At 63.1% G+C, this 16,504-nt stretch carries 19 protein-coding genes; 8 read left to right on the top strand and 11 right to left on the bottom strand.

The genetic code is table 11. The annotated features are described in order from the left end of the window. The first annotated feature begins 13 nt into the window (after positions 1-13). The 6 genes from AC1PK7_RS06530 (at position 14) to AC1PK7_RS06505 (ending at position 7,431) form a co-directional block, all read left to right on the top strand. Positions 14-1,864 (top strand): glycoside hydrolase family 35 protein, encoded by a 1,851-nt coding sequence (locus AC1PK7_RS06530; RefSeq protein ID WP_481100244.1) that lies wholly within the window; start codon positions 14-16, stop codon positions 1,862-1,864. Positions 1,865-2,180: 316 nt separating this feature from the next. Beyond that, complete coding sequence (locus AC1PK7_RS06525; RefSeq protein WP_481100243.1) at positions 2,181-3,923, top strand: hypothetical protein; 1,743 nt, start codon at positions 2,181-2,183, stop codon at positions 3,921-3,923. 152 nt (positions 3,924-4,075) lie between these two features. Then, complete coding sequence (locus AC1PK7_RS06520; RefSeq protein ID WP_481100242.1) at positions 4,076-5,227, top strand: Shedu immune nuclease family protein; 1,152 nt, start codon at positions 4,076-4,078, stop codon at positions 5,225-5,227. 320 nt (positions 5,228-5,547) lie between these two features. After that, positions 5,548-5,898 (top strand): SymE family type I addiction module toxin, encoded by a 351-nt coding sequence (locus tag AC1PK7_RS06515; RefSeq protein ID WP_481100241.1) that lies wholly within the window; start codon positions 5,548-5,550, stop codon positions 5,896-5,898. A 760-nt stretch (positions 5,899-6,658) separates the two neighbouring features. Further along, positions 6,659-7,015 carry a hypothetical protein gene (locus AC1PK7_RS06510; RefSeq protein ID WP_481100240.1) on the top strand — a complete coding sequence of 119 codons (357 nt, stop codon included), beginning with the start codon at positions 6,659-6,661 and terminating at the stop codon, positions 7,013-7,015. Between the two features lie 20 nt (positions 7,016-7,035). Next, positions 7,036-7,431, top strand: coding sequence for a hypothetical protein (locus tag AC1PK7_RS06505; RefSeq protein WP_481100239.1), 396 nt, complete (start codon positions 7,036-7,038; stop codon positions 7,429-7,431). A 122-nt stretch (positions 7,432-7,553) separates the two neighbouring features. On the opposite strand, the gene AC1PK7_RS06500 is transcribed toward AC1PK7_RS06505, so the two are convergent. Next, the gene (locus AC1PK7_RS06500; RefSeq protein WP_481100238.1) at positions 7,554-8,561 is read right to left on the bottom strand and encodes a zinc-dependent alcohol dehydrogenase family protein; all 1,008 of its coding nucleotides are present in this window, start codon (positions 8,559-8,561) and stop codon (positions 7,554-7,556) included. A 149-nt stretch (positions 8,562-8,710) separates the two neighbouring features. Between AC1PK7_RS06500 and AC1PK7_RS06495 the strand changes: the two genes are divergently transcribed. Continuing rightward, positions 8,711-9,097 carry a winged helix-turn-helix transcriptional regulator gene (locus tag AC1PK7_RS06495; protein ID WP_481100237.1) on the top strand — a complete coding sequence of 129 codons (387 nt, stop codon included), beginning with the start codon at positions 8,711-8,713 and terminating at the stop codon, positions 9,095-9,097. A 163-nt stretch (positions 9,098-9,260) separates the two neighbouring features. On the opposite strand, the gene AC1PK7_RS06490 is transcribed toward AC1PK7_RS06495, so the two are convergent. From AC1PK7_RS06490 to AC1PK7_RS06470, 5 genes are all read right to left on the bottom strand, one after another. Further along, complete coding sequence (locus tag AC1PK7_RS06490; protein ID WP_209229658.1) at positions 9,261-10,118, bottom strand: Crp/Fnr family transcriptional regulator; 858 nt, start codon at positions 10,116-10,118, stop codon at positions 9,261-9,263. 216 nt (positions 10,119-10,334) lie between these two features. Then, positions 10,335-10,676: a RebB family R body protein gene (locus AC1PK7_RS06485; protein ID WP_010343221.1), complete on the bottom strand. Its 342-nt coding sequence runs from the start codon at positions 10,674-10,676 to the stop codon at positions 10,335-10,337. Between the two features lie 69 nt (positions 10,677-10,745). Beyond that, positions 10,746-11,072: a RebB family R body protein gene (locus tag AC1PK7_RS06480; RefSeq protein ID WP_010343222.1), complete on the bottom strand. Its 327-nt coding sequence runs from the start codon at positions 11,070-11,072 to the stop codon at positions 10,746-10,748. Between the two features lie 463 nt (positions 11,073-11,535). Further along, entirely contained in the window at positions 11,536-12,108 is a 573-nt protein-coding gene (locus AC1PK7_RS06475; RefSeq protein WP_481100236.1) for a hypothetical protein, read from the bottom strand. 43 nt (positions 12,109-12,151) lie between these two features. Next, the gene (locus AC1PK7_RS06470; protein ID WP_244663461.1) at positions 12,152-12,601 is read right to left on the bottom strand and encodes a hypothetical protein; all 450 of its coding nucleotides are present in this window, start codon (positions 12,599-12,601) and stop codon (positions 12,152-12,154) included. Between the two features lie 7 nt (positions 12,602-12,608). On the opposite strand from AC1PK7_RS06470, the gene AC1PK7_RS06465 reads away from it, so the two are divergent. Next, a complete protein-coding gene (locus tag AC1PK7_RS06465; RefSeq protein WP_481100235.1) occupies positions 12,609-13,028 on the top strand; it encodes a hypothetical protein in 420 nt (139 codons plus the stop codon). A 52-nt stretch (positions 13,029-13,080) separates the two neighbouring features. Here the strand turns inward: AC1PK7_RS06465 and AC1PK7_RS06460 are convergent, their stop codons facing one another. From AC1PK7_RS06460 to AC1PK7_RS06440, 5 genes are all read right to left on the bottom strand, one after another. Then, positions 13,081-13,314 (bottom strand): RebB family R body protein, encoded by a 234-nt coding sequence (locus tag AC1PK7_RS06460; protein WP_010343225.1) that lies wholly within the window; start codon positions 13,312-13,314, stop codon positions 13,081-13,083. 159 nt (positions 13,315-13,473) lie between these two features. Continuing rightward, positions 13,474-14,013 carry a sigma-70 family RNA polymerase sigma factor gene (locus AC1PK7_RS06455; protein ID WP_481100234.1) on the bottom strand — a complete coding sequence of 180 codons (540 nt, stop codon included), beginning with the start codon at positions 14,011-14,013 and terminating at the stop codon, positions 13,474-13,476. 750 nt (positions 14,014-14,763) lie between these two features. Then, positions 14,764-15,135, bottom strand: a complete 372-nt coding sequence (locus AC1PK7_RS06450) for a hypothetical protein (RefSeq protein ID WP_481100233.1) — start codon at positions 15,133-15,135, stop codon at positions 14,764-14,766. Between the two features lie 46 nt (positions 15,136-15,181). After that, a complete protein-coding gene (locus AC1PK7_RS06445) occupies positions 15,182-15,505 on the bottom strand; it encodes a hypothetical protein (protein WP_420009291.1) in 324 nt (107 codons plus the stop codon). 310 nt (positions 15,506-15,815) lie between these two features. Next, positions 15,816-16,253: a discoidin domain-containing protein gene (locus tag AC1PK7_RS06440; RefSeq protein ID WP_481100232.1), complete on the bottom strand. Its 438-nt coding sequence runs from the start codon at positions 16,251-16,253 to the stop codon at positions 15,816-15,818. Positions 16,254-16,504: the final 251 nt, after the last annotated feature.

Genomic DNA, 16,504 nt, shown 5'->3' with positions numbered 1-16,504 from the left:
TTGAGAATCCCCCATGCCGCGTAAGACCCTCGCCGCCCTTGCCCTCGCCCTGGCGTTCGCCCTGCCCGCCATCCACGTGCGCGCTGCCGACAGCGCCACCGCCTGGCCCGCCTTCGCCACCCAGGGCGATCACTTCATCCGCGACGGCAAGCCGTACCAGGTCATTTCCGGCGCCATCCACTTCCAGCGCATTCCCCGCGCCTACTGGAAGGACCGCCTGCAGAAGGCGCGCGCGATGGGCCTGAACACGGTGGAGACCTACGTGTTCTGGAACCTGGTGGAACCGCGGCCGGGCCAGTTCGACTTCAGCGGCAACAACGACATCGCCGCCTTCGTCGACGAAGCCGCCGCGCAAGGCCTCAACGTGATCCTGCGCCCCGGCCCGTACGTGTGCGCCGAATGGGAAGCCGGCGGCTATCCCGCCTGGCTGTTTGCCGAACCCGGCATGCGCGTGCGCAGCCAGGATCCGCGCTTCCTCGCCGCCAGCCAGGCCTACCTCGACGCGCTCGCCGCCCAGGTCAAACCGCGGCTCAACGGCAACGGCGGCCCGATCGTCGCCGTGCAGGTGGAGAACGAATACGGCTCCTACGGCGACGACCACGCCTACATGCGCCGCAACCGCGCCATGTTCGTGCAGGCCGGCTTCGACAAGGCCCTGCTGTTCACCGCCGACGGCCCCGACGTGCTCGCCAACGGCACCCTGCCCGACACCCTGGCCGTGGTGAACTTCGCCCCCGGCGACGCCAAGAACGCCTTCGCGACCCTGGCCAAGTTCCGCCCCGGGCAACCGCAGATGGTCGGCGAATACTGGGCCGGCTGGTTCGACCAATGGGGCGAGAAGCACGCGGCCACCGATGCCACCAAGCAGGCCAGCGAATTCGAATGGATCCTGCGCCAGGGCCACTCCGCGAACCTCTACATGTTCGTCGGCGGCACCAGTTTCGGGTTCATGAATGGCGCCAACTTCCAGAAGAACCCCAGCGACCACTACGCCCCGCAGACCACCAGCTACGACTACGACGCCGTGCTCGACGAAGCCGGCCGCCCCACCCCCAAGTTCACCCTGTTCCGCGACGCCATCCAGCGCGTCACCGGCATCGCCCCGCCGACCCTGCCCAAGCCGATCCGCTTCGCCGAACTCCCCGCCACGCCGCTGCGCGAATCTGCCTCGCTCTGGGACAACCTGCCCGCCCCGGCCGCCACCACCGACACCCCGCAGCCGATGGAGCGCTACGGCCAGGCCTACGGCTACATCCTCTACCGCACCACCGTCACCGGCCCGCGCAAGGGCAGCCTGTACCTGGGCGAGGTACGCGACTACGCCCGCGTCTACGTCGACCGGACACTGGCCGGCAGCGCCGAGCGCCGCCTGCAGCAAGTGGCGGTGGACGTGGACATCCCCGCCGGCCCCCACACCCTCGACGTGCTGGTGGAGAACACCGGCCGCATCAACTACGGCGCCCACCTCCCCGACGGCCACGCCGGCCTGGTCGACCCCGTGCTGCTCGACGGCAAGCAACTCACCGGCTGGCAGACCTTCCCCCTGCCGATGGACGACCCGAGCAAGCTCACCGGCTGGACCACCGCCAAGGTCGACGGCCCCGCCTTCCACCGAGGCACGGTGAAGATCGGCACGCCTGCCGATACGTTCCTGGACATGCAGGCCTTCGGCAAAGGCTTCGCCTGGGCAAACGGCCATAACCTGGGAAGGCACTGGAAAATCGGGCCGCAGCGGGCTTTGTATTTTCCGGCGCCTTGGCAGCAGAAGGGCGGGAATAGTGTGATTGTGTTTGATTTGGATAGTGCGCCTGATGCGAGCGTGCGGGGAGTTACGGGACAGGTTTGGAGTACGCCCAGTAACTGACTTCTCCAAGAAGCGTGCCGTCCGGTAAATCCGGATGGCGCGGAATCAAACAACTTGTCTACAAATTAAGGCCGCCGGCGGTTCGCCGAGCGGCCTTTAACTTGTGACGCACGTCAACAAGTGATAGCGTCGATCTTGCGCAAGAACAACCGGGGTATGGCAAGGGGCTAGACAAGAGCATTATCGATAGTGGATTTATATGCAGGCAACAGAAAATCCTGCTGCCGCAAAAAGCATGACCCAAGCAACCTTGCCCTCCATTCCCATCTAAATTTAGTCAAACGCAGTTGCGCCACACATCTTATACGGGGAATCCATGAAATCTTCCAATTCGAAATATTTAGCATCTGCCGTTGACAAGCTCTACGGCCGCGAAGAAGACTTCGTTGTGATAGGGTTGACTGGAAGAACCGGAAGTGGCTGCAGCACTGTTGCTAAAATTCTCTGTGACAAGAACCCTAAACACTCTCTTAACATCGGCTCGGATGATCTCGATAACGAGAAGAGGAAGCGCAGAATCATAGGCAATTGGATAACAAAAAACTGGAAGCCCTTCTCACTGATCCAAGTCCGAAGCATCATTACCCTCTTGCTGGCAGAGAACATCGAGGACTTGAAATCCTACAGTGAAAAAGAGCTCGACATAAGCGAATCCAAGACAAACAGGATGGGAGATGTTTTAAATGGAATATTTTCAGTGCATACGGATTTTAAAGATTTCGCAGAGGAAATATCTGACGCAACCTTAGATTCAAGAAAGGTGGAACTAACCGCCCCAGACCAGAAAGAAAAAGCAGAATCAGCCATTAATTTTTATGCAACAAAACTTCCATCACTGGCCGATCAAATAAGAAATGAACTCGGCGAAAGTGATTTTGTGCGCCTCTATCAGCGAGTTGGCACAAATATCCGACTATCTGGCAGCCCATTCAATAGCACATTGATCAATGGAAAGTTTTTCACGCTAGCTCAAAAAATAAATAGCGTGCTGAAAATCATGCGTCGCTGCCAAAAGGCAGCAGGAAAAGAAACATTCATTGTCATTGACGCAATTAGGAATCCACTAGAAGCCATCTTTTTCCAGGATCGCTATGCGGCATTCTTCTTGATGGCCGTTTCCGCCCCGAATGAACAAAGAAGAAGCCGACTGAGAAAACTTAAATTTTCCGATGAAGAAATTGAAAAACTAGACAAAATTGAGTATGAGCCTCACGACCTGAATGAGCCTGAGTTTTTCACCGTTCAGGATATTCAGGGTTGTTTACAGCATGCGGATCTATATGTAAGCAATCCTGATGCAAAAAGTGCTGCCGATCAATTCAGCGAATTGGCTTGGCAGGTTCTGAAATTCGTAAGTCTTATTCGGCGCCCTGGAATCGTCACACCAAGCCACGTTGAGCGCTGTATGCAAGTTGCTTATACAGCCAAGCTAAACTCAGGCTGCATATCGCGACAAGTTGGCGCGGTAGTAACAGGGCCAGATTTCTCAATACGATCATTGGGATGGAATGACGTCGCACTTGGCCAAGTTCCGTGCAACCTTCGCAGTCGGACTGATCTATTGACTGCTCAAGACCTGCGGGCCTACAGTGAATACGAAGTCAGCCAAGACTTCAAAGAACACCTAACGATTTCCAGTAAGGGGTACGATGCGCTTACAGCGTGCGGGAGGCATATACCTTTCTGCTTCAAATCAGAGTACAACTCTCTTAAAAGCGAAAGGAATCAAGTTCATACTCGTTCCTTACATGCCGAAGAAAATGCGTTTTTGCAAGCTGCTAGACATCATAGCGCAACGCTTGAAGGCGGATTTCTGTTCACTACAGCTGCTCCGTGCGAGCTCTGTTCAAAGAAGGCATATCAACTTGGAATACAGAGGATCTACTATATTGACCCCTACCCCGGCATAGCTGTTACTCATATCTTGCAGAGTGGATTAAGACGACCGACCCTCGAACTTTTTTCCGGCGCCATCGGAAAAGCCTTTCACAGACTCTATTCACCCATAGTTCCTTTGAAAGATGAATTGAACGCGGTACGTGAACAGGGCGCCGCCTAATACCCCAAGAACGGGATCAGATTGACTTTCAAAGTGAACCTGACACACCGCACGGCCCAAGCCTAGGCTAAGTTACGCATCAGCCGGGAATTACAGCCTGTTTAAAACATCCAACTTAACCGATAAGTGAGACCGACCCTTTTGCCTTGACCATGGACAACTACCAAAATCCGAAGCCAGGCAAGACCTACATCAGTCCGTCGCTGCCCGCATTCGGCGACAAGAACGTCAGAATTCGAATTGCGTCTAAGGTCCTGCCGTCAATTGACGGCTATGATTATGCGAAAGAGCGAGGCGAAACTGTAATCCGCGCAAAGCCGGATGCGAAGACGTGTATCAAAGCAAAATTTTTGGAGGATAATCGTGGCGTCTTTGTCCTAACGATCCAAAAGTTTGACTCAGAAACTGGCATGCCATACGGCGTAGGCTTCTCTTTTGTCGATGAAGAGATCGGCCGATTTTGTGAGTTCTTAGCCAACATTCAATCGATTAATTTTAAAAATGGTAGTGCAGTAAATATAACCGACGAAGAGTTACGAAAGATAGCACTTACTTCGCAGCAAGCTAAGCAACTCGTTACCAACAATGAGGAACTAATTGCCGAAGCTCTGCGCAACTCCGTCACCAAGAGCGACTTGATAGCAATTGGCTATCGGAAGAGACAACTAGAAGTATTTGCCAACTTGCTTGAAAATGACGAATACTTTGAAGACTTAAAGCGACGAAAAAGATGCAAGGACGAGGCTCTATGGCAGCAGTTCTTCGAAGCTAATTCATGGATATTTGGCTACGGCTTGAGTTACATATATTCATCCGAGCTAAATGAGCGAAAGCTTGAACAGGTTGTCCACGGCTATCGGATCGGGCAACCCGGAAAACGTGTAGATGCTCTTCTGAGAAGCCGAGCAATCGCTTCAACGCTGTGCTTCGTCGAAATCAAGACACACAAGACCCGACTACTTGAAACCCAATATCGTAATGGCTGCTGGTCGCCATCACAGCATCTATCCGGCGCCGTCGCTCAAATACAAGGCACTGTTTCCTATGCGTCGGAAACAATTTTTGGCAAGCTACCCCTGCCAGACAAGAAGGGATTTCCCACGGCTGAGGAAGCGTTCAACTTCTCGCCTAAATCGTTCGTTGTCGTGGGTAGCTTAGGCGAGTTTGTAGAGGATCATGGCGTCAACGAGGCAAAGCTTCGCTCCTTTGAGCTCTATCGGCGCAATCTACACCAGCCGGAGATTGTTACTTTCGACGAACTCTACGAGCGCGCGAGACACATTGTCACTGCAGGTGAAAGCTAGAGTTGCACGAGATAACCGGGTCAGGTTTACTTAGAAAGTGTCATTGCTCTTCACCCCAAACCAGTTGACATCCCCAAAAACCAGTAGCACCATCCCCTCCAAGGAGCGTAGAAACTCCTCACACAGCGGCACCCACCTCCGTCAACCGGTGGGTTTTTTGTGCCTGCTCGCAGGCACACTCCGACGCGCTGTCTGCGTCGGGAGGGCGGCGAATACAACACCCTTCGGGGAAATAAGCCCGCCGGCTGTGTGCGGTTTCTAACCTCCCGACATCCCGTCGCCGTTCGGCGCGGGTTCCTGTCTGCCAAGGAGGCTGTGTCATGCGTCAACCGTCACCCTGCCCCACCGCTCCCTGCAAGCGCAAGTCGCACAAGCATCGCCACTGCCCGCAGTGGACGATCGTCGAGTCGTCGCTCATCCCCATGCTGACGCCCGAACAGGTCGCCGCCGCCAACGCCGCCGATCTTGCACGCGCCTCGCGACCGCCCCGCCGCCCACGCCCGCCACAGCAGTGCACCGTCGGCTGCGGCCACTCCGCCAACGGCAAGCGCACGCCCGCGCTGCGCCTGGGCGGCCGCTGGATGGAAGAACTCGGCTTCACCATCGGCAGTACGCTGCGCGTGCAGGTGCGCGACGGCGAACTGGTGGTGAGCGTGGCAGGCAAGGAATGACGCGGCCTTCCACTAGGCACCACAGGGTCACTGAGAACGAGCCATTCCATCGTACCTCCTGATCCTAAGCAGGGAAGTACACTCTGCCCCTGTTCTAGGAGTTAGGCACTAAATGGAAGGTCAGTTACCAACTCAGCACATGCCGTTCGTCTGGTGCGACTTCAATGCCTGCGGCTGGGCGGGCAACGGAGATAGGAGCTACTACGCACTGGATCGGGACAAGCTAGCTGCCATCGATGCCCATGACGGGATGCTGGTGTTTCTGTACGACACAGACGAGCCTAGCACCATCCTAGGATGTGTCGCTCAACTTCAGCACGTGACGCTTGGCGCCTTCGTCGGATGGCGTGCTGTGCCTATTTCGGGCACTGACTACCGTGGCCCACGCCCCGCCCCTCTGATGGATGAGTTTGATGCCTAACGACGCCGCGCGGCGCGGTTTGACTCAGACGTTAGGGAAGCTCCAAGTAACGGAGTAACGGGGTCAGGTTGACTTCCTTAATGAAACACAAGGTCCAAGCCAAGATTCGGTGATTGGCATGCATGGGGCCCGCATGCCACCCGCGCAAAGAATCAAACTCATTCGATGAGTGAACCTGACCCCGTTAGTCGCTTCCGTTAGTCGTTGGCACCTGATTGCGCGCCCGGGCCTACAGCTTCCAAGCGATGACACCAGGACATCGCACCGCATACTGTCGCGCACCTGATTTCCCCAGGCCCTAGACTCCGACCAGCACATCTACATCCGGACAGGACATCCATGCACCTCACGCCCCAACAGTTGAACGACCTCTATCCCTACCTCTTCGGCTTCTGGGCCGCGATCGGGCTTGTGGCGCTGGCGTTCTTCACCTTCAACAAGAATGCGCCCCTGAAGCGACGAGTCCTCATTGTTGGCAGCATCGCGACGAATGGACTGATGCTGGTCTTCTTCTGGGCGACCGGCGCCCCGCCCCTGTTTCTCGTGTTTGCGGCCGCCGTCGTGGGCTACGGCCTCTGGCAGAGCATTCACTTGACGCGCTTCTGCGACGCCTGTGCGGCGCTCAACGCGCCACAAGGCCATCGGCAGGCGCGCACGGAATGCCGGAAGTGCGGCGCTGCGCTCGCGAAACCATGACGACACACGGCGCGACTCCCATGACGATCCTGAAAGCCGCCCTCTGCTTCGCCCTGCTGTCGCCGATCGGCGCTCTCGCCGGTACGCCGCATCCCAAGCTCCCGAAGAACGCGAGCGCGGTCATCGCCGCCGTGCATCGGGCCGCGGCGCACCGCGATCTGCAGTCCCTTCGCGGGCTCATGGTGCAGGAATTCGTCTGGAGCTTCGGTGGGGACGGCGATGCCGACCAGGCCATCCAGAGCTGGCGCACGTCGCCATCCGAGTTGCGCACGCTTGCCCGGCTCACGGCGCACGCCTGCGGGTATGTCGACAAGAACCTGATTCAATGCCCGACGCACGCCGGTATCGACTACCGCGCAGGATTCTCCAAGACGGACCAAGGCTGGCGCATGGTCTACTTTGTGGGGGGCGACTAGCCAAGCAGGCCCAGCCGACGCCGTTTCGTGGCGACACTTACGCGATGGCGCTCCCGCAGCAGAAATGGCAAGAACATGGCGCGCAGTCACCAGATGACTGCGCAGTAGGTTTGTTAGCCGCGTCAGATCGACAAGCACAGCTTCCCGAAATGCTTCCCCGCCGCCTGGTGCGCAAACGCATCGGCGATATCTGCCAGCGCAAACGTCTGGTCGACCACCGGCTTGATGCCGGTCGCGTCGAGGGCGCGGACCATGTCGCGCTGGTGGCTGCGGCTGCCGACGATCAGGCCCTGCAGGGTCTGGTGGCGTTGCATCAGCGCCACGGTCGGCACCTGGCCGGCAATGCCGGTCAGCACGCCGATCAGGGCGATGTGGCCGCCGATGCGGCAGGCGCGGATGGACTGGCCCAGCGTGTCCGGTCCGCCCACTTCGATCACCACGTCGACGCCGCGGCCGTTGGTGTAGTCGAGCACCTTGGCCGCCCAGTCGGTGTCGCGGCGGTAGTTGATGGTGAAATCGGCGCCCAGCGCCTGCGCACGCGCGAGCTTTTCGTCGGAGGACGAGGTGGCGATGACGGTGGCGCCCATGTGCTTGGCGAACTGCAGGGCGAAGATCGACACGCCGCCCGTGCCGAGCACCAGCACGGTGTCGCCGGCCTTCAGCCGCGCGTCCACCACCAGTGCGCGCCACGCGGTGAGCCCCGCGGTCGTCAGCGTCGCCGCTTCGGCGTGGCTGTAGCCGCGCGGGGCGTGCGTGAACCAGTGCGCGGGACGAACGACGTATTCGCGTGCATAGCCGTCGACGCCGTCGCCGGGCACGGTGGCGAAATCGGCGATGGTCGGGCCGCCATCCAGCCAGGTCGGGAAGAAGGTCGAGACGACCGCGTCGCCTACGGCGAACTCGTCCACGCCCTCGCCCACCGCCTCGACCACGCCGGCGCCGTCGGACATGGGGATGCGGCCGTCGGCGCTGGGCATGCGGCCGGTCACGACGCCCAGATCGTGGAAGTTGAGCGAGCTGGCATGCACGCGCACGCGGAGTTCGCCGGGGCCCGGCTGGCCGGGATCGGGCAGATCGACGAGGCGGAGGTTCTCGAAGCCAGCGGGCTGGCGCAGGGTGATGGCTTTCATGGGCAAGACATCCTTGGGGGAAAGTGGCGAGGGGCAGCGCCGCGTCAGTTGCAGCGAAACCGCGTTGCAGGCATTGTCGGGATGCACTTCCTGCATCGCAAGAACGTACAATTTTCGCAGGTACTATCAATTTTGTAGGTACAACGACCATGCGTCTGAAACGTCTGGATGGCAAGAGCGGCTGCGCGGTCGAAGTCACGCTTTCGGTGATCGGCGGGGTGTGGAAGCCGGTGATCCTGTTCCACCTGCTCTCCGGCAAGAAGCGCTTCATGGAACTGACGCGCCTGGTGCCCAACGCCACGCAGCGCATGCTGACCCTGCAGTTGCGCGAGCTCGAGGAGGACGGCGTCATCGTGCGCCACGTCTATCCGCAGGTGCCGCCCAAGGTCGAATATGCGCTGACGCCGCTGGGCCACTCCCTTGCGCCGGTGCTGATCAGCCTGCGCGAATGGGGCGAGGCGTATCGCAGCAGCGAACCGTCGCGCGCACCGGCCGCGGCACCGGACTGCGTGCGTGGCGAGACAGTGGCGAGCTGATGGTCGCGTAAGCGCTCCTCGGGAACGGGTCGAGCACTGGTGTCGGTGCCGTTGGTATCGCATGACCGCAAGCCGCTCAGGTCAGGACTGCGTTGCGATCCCACACGGCGCGTGCGGCGAACGCGCGGCAGGCGTTCGATCCCTCATCAGTTGAGTAGCAGCCTCAGTCGGCGCGGCGATCGGTCCACGGCGGACAGGCGGCACGCGCCGGCGTGTCCTCGCCGTCCGACACCGACATCGCCGCCGCGCCCTGCAGGCTGGCCTTGGCATACAGCGCGCCGAGGTCGTGGACGCGCAACAGGTGGCGGCGTCGGCTGACCAGGCCGCTGCGGACCCAGCGCTGCAGTTGCGCATTGAGTTTGGAGCGGCTGGCGTTGAGCATCGCCGCCAGGATGCTCTGGTTCGGCGGGAGCGCGACCGTATCGCCGCCGCCCGCATGCGGCGCCTGCAGTTCGAGTTGATGCAGCACGTAGCGCGCCAGGCGCACTTCCAGGCGGTGCAGGCAGATGCTTTCCAGGCTGTCCAGGGTCTGCCGCAGGCGCAGACGCAGCAGCGCATCGATCCGCTGCTGGAACAGCGGCACCGTCATCAGCGCGGCGAAATGGCGGCGCGCGAGTTTCAGCACGCAACTCGGGCCGAAGGCGATGGCGGTGAAGCTGCGTCCATGCTGTTCCAGCAAGGCCTGTTCGTCGACCAGCCCGCCCGGCTCGATGGTCCCGACGATCAACTCCTGCCCATCGGGTCCGTACAGCACCTTGTACAGGCGCCCCTGCACCACCACCCCGACGAAACTGCTGGGATCGTGCTTGAAGAACAGCACGCTTCCCGAATCCAGGGCGCATTCGCTGGCGTGCGCGAGCAGGTAATCGAGCGCCGACGCCGGCATGCCCTGGAACACGGCCGAGCGCTCCAGCAACGGGCGATGGCGCGCACCGGCCGCATCCGCGGGCGGGGCGTCGCTGGCGTCGGCCGGCAGGATGCGGTCGGCACGCTGCAAATCGGCGATTGCAGGAAGGTCCATAGTTCCCCTTCCCTGGGCGCAGGGGGCGTGGCGCCAGGGCCTCGAACGCACCCTGTCGCGGCAGGCAGCCAAGGCGCGTGCCGTTCGAGTGCAGTGGGTCATCAAAGGGCGGCAATGGCCGCGTGGTGATGGCGTCGCTCCGGCCCGTGTCGGGACCGGAGCGACGCGTCCAGCCGGACGGCGCCACGCAGCCGCGTGACGTCGTGCCTTGCGGGCTTAGCCCTTGCTGTAGGGGGAACCCTGGAACGCCTGCAGCACGGTGAGCAGGCTGGTCAGGTTGTCCGACACGCCGGTCTGGGCGATCTTCTCCGACGCGCCCGCGGCCGCGGTGGTGTCCAGGCTGTACACCTGCATGACGCCCTGGTTGTTCGCCGCCTGCGCCAGCGTGTTCTGCTGCTGCTGCGCGGCGACCGCGTTCTCGTACAGGATGCCGCTGGAGTGCGCCAGGCTCTGGTAGATCGAGCCCATCGCGAACGCCGGCGCTTCGCCGATGACCTTGACGTTGGACTGGGTGACGGCGTCGGTGATCTGGTTGTTGACTGCGGTGGGATAGGCCATGGAACGGTCCTCGTTAGGAAGGGAGTTGCATGGCTAGCGCCGCCTGGCGGCGGCGTTAGCGCGCGTGGCTTACGACTGCTTGAACGCGTTGAGCACGGTCAGCAGGCTGGTGAGGTTGTCGGACACGCCGGTCTGCGCGACCTTCTCGGTGGCGCCGGCGGCGGCGGTGGAGTCGAGGCTGTAGATCTGCATGACGCCCTGGTTGGCCGCGGCCTGCGCCAGGGTGTTCTGCTGCTGCTGCGCGGAGACGGCGTTCTCGAACAGGATGCCGGTCGAGTGCGCCATGCTCTGGTAGATCGACGCCATCGCAAAGGCCGGCGCCTCGCCGATGACCTTCACGTTGGACTGGGTGACCGCATCGGTGATCTGGTCGTTGACCGCGGTGGGAAATGCCATGTGTTCGCTCCTGGTTGGGGTACGGCCCACGCCGTACGATCTCTGAAAACGGGACAGTGCAGAACCTGTGAAACCCGGTGCGGCGTTTGTCTCGCCGGCGTCGTTGCGATGCGCGCGCGACGCGGGAACACCGACCGCGATACGCCGCGACCTCGACCGATGCGTGTTGCAACCACTGCGGCGCAGGCCGCCTCGCTGCCTCCGCCGCCATGCAGTGCGATTCACCCGTACCGCAGGCGAACGGACGATGTCCGGGCGACATGACACCGACTGCATCACCGATGGTGCGCAGCTGCGTTCGCTGCCGGGACGTGGCGCCAGGGCCTGGCATACGCCGCACGGCACAGCCGACGTATGTGACACGCGCCACGCGACACGCATACGTTCGTGCGCAGCAGACACGCGCACACGGCGCACGCCTCCGCGTGGGATACGCGAAGGCGACGCCGTGCAGCGGAACGGCTCAGGCAGCCGGAGGCGGCGATGGCGCTTGCGGCGCCGCGGCCGGTGCGGCCGACTCGGCCGCGATGAGTCCCTGCGCACGCGCTGCCTCCACCACCGCCTGCATCTGCTGGGCCAGGCTGCCGAACTCACGCTCGAAGCACGCGCGCACTTCGGCCTGCACGAGATTGGCGAGGCGATCGGCGATCTGCGACATCACCAATTGGTTGCTGCCGCCCTCGCCGCTCTGCGGCGGCCGCAACTGGTTCGGCCGCAACTGGCCCAGCGAGTCGGCCGACTGGATTGCCTTCAGCACCGCCGCTTCGCTGGCCGCGGTGGCGCCGTTCAGCGCGCCCCGGCTGTTCTGCATCGTCTGCTGCATCTGCTGGATCAAGCCTTTCACGCGCTCGCGCTCGGCATCGATCAGCGACGGCGAAGTGCCGACTGTTTCGGCGGCAGGCACTGCCGGCGGTGCGGACGTTTCCGACGCGAAGCGCCGCAGTTGCTCCTCCTCGGCGCCGACCAGTGGACGGCCCAGCCACTTCTCGGCGAACTGGCGCAGCGTGGCGAAATCGGATGCTTGGTTGTCTTGCATGGTGCTCCCCTGTGCGTGTGGTGAAACCGGTGGTGCGAGCGGCCTACGTGGACGCGGACTTGCGGCCGCGCATCAGGTCCGCGTACTTGGCGATGCTCTGGTCGATCTTGTCGATGGCGAAGCCGGCGGACTCGGCCTCCAGCGCGCCGGCAGCAGCCGCCACCGCTGCGGCGGCCCCGACCAGCACGTCGGTGGCCAGCACGCCCAGCGCATCCTCGGCGGCCTGCTCCATCTTGTTCTCGGCTAGGTTCTCGGTCATCTGCTTGAGCAGCACGCCCTGGCTGGCCAAGGCCATCTTGCTGACGCCGTCGAAGTACACCGCCGCCGATTGCGCAATCAGGCCCGAGGCCTGGCTGATCAGCATGTTCGAGCCGACCACGATCTGCGACGGCGCGTAGGCCATGGTCTCGGCATTGCTGAGCTGCACGGCCTGCACGATCTTGCTGTTGAGCGCATCGCTGGCCGGGCTGGCCGCCGAGGCCTGCGCGAGCATGTGCGTGTTGAGCGCCCTCAACATGGACGTCGGTGGCGGTGGCGGTGGCGGCGGAGAGACCGCGGCCGCAGGCGATGCCGTGGGCGGCGCGGCGCCATCGCCACCTGCCGCTGCTGCGGCGTCGGCGCTGGACTCGGCTGTGTTGGGCGCGGCAGCGCCTGCGGCAGCAGCGGCCGGCGCGCTGTCGCTCGCCAGCGCTGCGGCGGACGGGTCGCTCGCCGCAGCCGTAGTGAGTGCTGCTGTGTCACGCACCGCAGCCGAGGGCGCTGGCGCTGCGTCGGTCGTCACCGCTGCCGCCGCAGGCGCGTCCGGCGGCTGCGCCGCAGCCGCGGCGGATGCCGGCGCCGTTGCCGCGCTGGCCGGCGCCGCGGCCGTCGTGGATCCCGGGGGTTTCTTGCTTGCGAAAGGCCACATGCCACTCTCCTGATGGATGGATCGGTGCCCGCCTCAGCCGCCGCGGCGCGGGCCACGGCGCTGCATCACTTCTCGCCGATCGCCATGATCAGCGCCACCGCCTTGGACACCACGGCGTTGGAGACCTGGTTCAGCGCCTGCTGGCTGTGCACCGCGTTCTGCAACGCCAGCCCGGTGGAGTGGCTGGAGACCTGGTACAGCGAGGCGATCGCCTGGGCGGGCGCCTCGGCCACCACCTTGACGTTGGTCTGGGTGACCGCGTCGGTGATCTGCGAATTGACGAGCGTGTTGTCTGCCATGAGCCTGGTTCCTTGGTGAGTCGCCTGCCGGGGAGGCGCCGCGACGGGGATGGCCGGTGCCACGCCCCGCCGCGGCGCCCGCGATGCCGCGGCCCTGGACGGCCCGGCGTGGAGGGAAAACGCCGCCGTGGGCGGCTTGTGAAACAGCAGCCGACGCGCTCATTCGGCCACCATCGCCAGCCGCAGCCGCTTGCGCAGCAGTTCCACGCGCTTGCGCGCCAGCGGCTGGTTGATGCGCAGCAGGTTGGCGATGGCCGGATACGGCAATTCCTCGACGAAGCGATAGGCGAACAGGCGGCGCTGCTCCCGACTCAGCGCCGCCACCGCCGCCACCACGCGCTCCATCTGCTCCTCCAGCTCGGCGCGTTGCAGGGCGGTCATTGCTTGATCGGCCACGGAGTCCACTTCCTTAGCCTCGGATGGGCGGTCCAGCGGTTCGCCGCCGCCGCGGCGCCGCCGCACCAGGTCCAGGAACACGTGGCGCAGCACCACGAACAGGAATCCCTGCGGGTCGGTCATCGCCTCCGGCGAGCGGCGCATGAACAGCAGCGCCTTCACCGCGGTATCCGACAGCAGATCCTCGGCCGCGTCCGCACGCCCGTTGGCCAGCCGCAGCGCGCGCCGCCGCAGGTCCGGCAGCGTCGCGCGCCAGGCGCGGGTGAACATCTCGTCGGCCTCCACGAATCGCTTGGCGGTCACGCCTGCCTTTTCCTTTGCCATCTCCATCGCATGCTCCGAAATCCGGTTGTGCGACGAGTCTCTGTGGCGGTCGGCGGCAATAGCTGTTCCCTGGGTGACAACCGCGGGCGCAATGCACGCGCAGCCGCACGGCATGTGGCGTGCGCGCGCGCTTTGTCTACGCCTGCATACGGCTAAAGCGGCGGCGCTGCGGTTATGTGGGCCAGTCGCGCAAAAAAATGGGCCCGCTTCACGGACAGCGGGCCCGAATCGTGTCTTGCGAGCGGCTCAGCGCAACAGCTTGATCAGCGCCTCCAGCACCTTCTGGTCGCTCAGCCCAGCCGAGCGTGCAGGCGCGCCTGCGACTGCGGCGGCGCGGCGCGTGCGTCCCACGACGGCGCCAAGGCCACCGCGACGCAGGCCAGGGTCACGCACACACCCTGGCGCAGGCGCGCCCGCCACCGCAGTCGCCTGCGCAGCCCGATCGATGCAGAACGCAATCTCGATCCAACCTCACCGTTAGGCATGGCGTTACTCCACGATGGATGAAGCCCTGGTTCCGCACCGCCACAGTGGCGCAGCGGGCAGATCGCGATGCCTGGCGGTCTTCGCGAGCGCCGACACGGCGTGCAATGAACAGCACAAGGGAAACCGAGTTGGGCGCGGCGAAGACCAGCTCTCCGCCGATACGCGGCCTAGCGCGGACCTGGCGAATGCGACAAACGTGACATCCCAGCAGGCACCGACGCATCCGCTCAACGCGCCGAGGCGCTATTTCGGCTTCCGATCCGGGAATTTGGCGATCGCGGCGGCCAATGCGTCCATCGCCGGATCGCCTTCGTGCACCTGGATGAAAGGATTCCGGCTTCTGTGGCGAATATCGCCCTGATAGAACTCGGCCGCATATTCCTCGTTATCCGACTGGAGATTGTAGATGGCGTAATCGCGCGCATAGCGAACCTTGTTGCGTCCGATATTGTCGCGGTGCGGATGATCCTGCGTGATCCGCCCGAACTCGAACATCTTCTTCCCCAACAGAACGTCGGAAAATACCTTGGCGAAATACACAGTCGGCGCATTGTTCAGCGCGCCGGTGTAGCCGATGATGTTGCCGCGGATGTAGAAATCGTCTTCGTAAGCCATGGTCATGCTCCCGTGAATGGAACGGAGTGGATACAACCCGCCGACCTCATCTGCCGCGGGGCAGCCGCGATAGCCAGATCAACGCCAGCAGGCGTGGGTCGTTCAGTACGCCGCGCAGCGCAGCATCGCTATCGCCCCGGCGTGGCGACAGCATTTCCATCGTGAGTCCTTCTTCATTCCGCAGACCCCCGTTGCCACTCGGCGTCGTCTGCGTCCGAAACAGCGTGATGACGCATGGGCCGCTGCCGTCGGCCACGGGTTCATCGCTCCAGCCATTGCCATCGTCCCAAAGCGGATCGCCTTCGCCCGTCCCGAAACGGCCGCCCTCCTGGCAGGCGGTGCCTGCCGAAAACATCCCATCGCCGTTCATTTGCTTACGCTCCTGTTAGATGGCGGTGCCCGCACTGCACGGGCACCGCTGCTGCGCCGTCAATGCGCCGGCAGCCTTCGCGCCTGGACAGCGGCATCCGCTACGTCGCCGCTGCCGGTTGCCGATGGCGATGTTGCGTACGCCAGAAACGCCATCGGCCGCTCCCGTCAAGAACGGTGCAGCCGATGGCGTGTGAACTGCGATGGACGCCGCCGTGGGCAGCGGCGTGCGGATCAAGGCGTCACGGCAGCACCCACGTTGAACAGCTGGAACGCGCGGATGTGCGCGGCATCGACGCTGGACAGGATGTTCAGGCGCACGCGCGAGCGGTGACCGTGGGGAAGCGATCGATCTTCATGTGGCCGATCGCCTGCGCCACCTTGACCCAGGCGCCGTCGCGGAACACTTCCACGGCGTACTTCTGCACCCGTTGGCCATCGTTGCGCCATTCCATCGACAGTGCCGTATCGAAGGTCACCGGCTGCTTGAACTGCAGCTCCAGCGCGGCGTGGTGCGCGTCGTCCGGCGCGCTGCAGAAGATGTCGCGGTCGCCGTCCACCGCCGCGGCGATGCCGTCGTCGTTCTTGAGCCGGCCGCGCACCAGGTTGCGGTCGGCGCCGTAGCGCCTGCAGCGCCTGGCCCATTTCCTCCGGCCGCTGTCGGCCTCGGGCAGCAGGCCGCGCTTGTCCGGGGCGATGCCCAGCACCAGTTGGCCGCTGCGGCCGACGCTGTCTTCCCAGATCTGCACCAGGCTCGTCGACGCTCTTGAGCGTCTGATCGCTGTTCGGATGCCAGAACCACTGCAGCCTGCGCAGCGGCGTGTCCACTCGACCGGGCGCCAGCGCAGCTCGCCCTGGCGATCGATGGTGTTCCAGTTCTCGCCCTCTATCACCCGGCCTCGCTGCCGACCCAACGCACGTCGCCGTACTCGAACAGCGCGGTGCCGGCGAAGACTCGGCGAGCAGCGGCGGCGCCGCCACACAGTCAGGACGAATGCGG

The organism is Xanthomonas sp. NCPPB 3174, from assembly GCF_056725205.1.
Note: the sequence above shows the minus strand (reverse complement) of the source record. Positions and strands in the feature narration are given on the sequence as shown.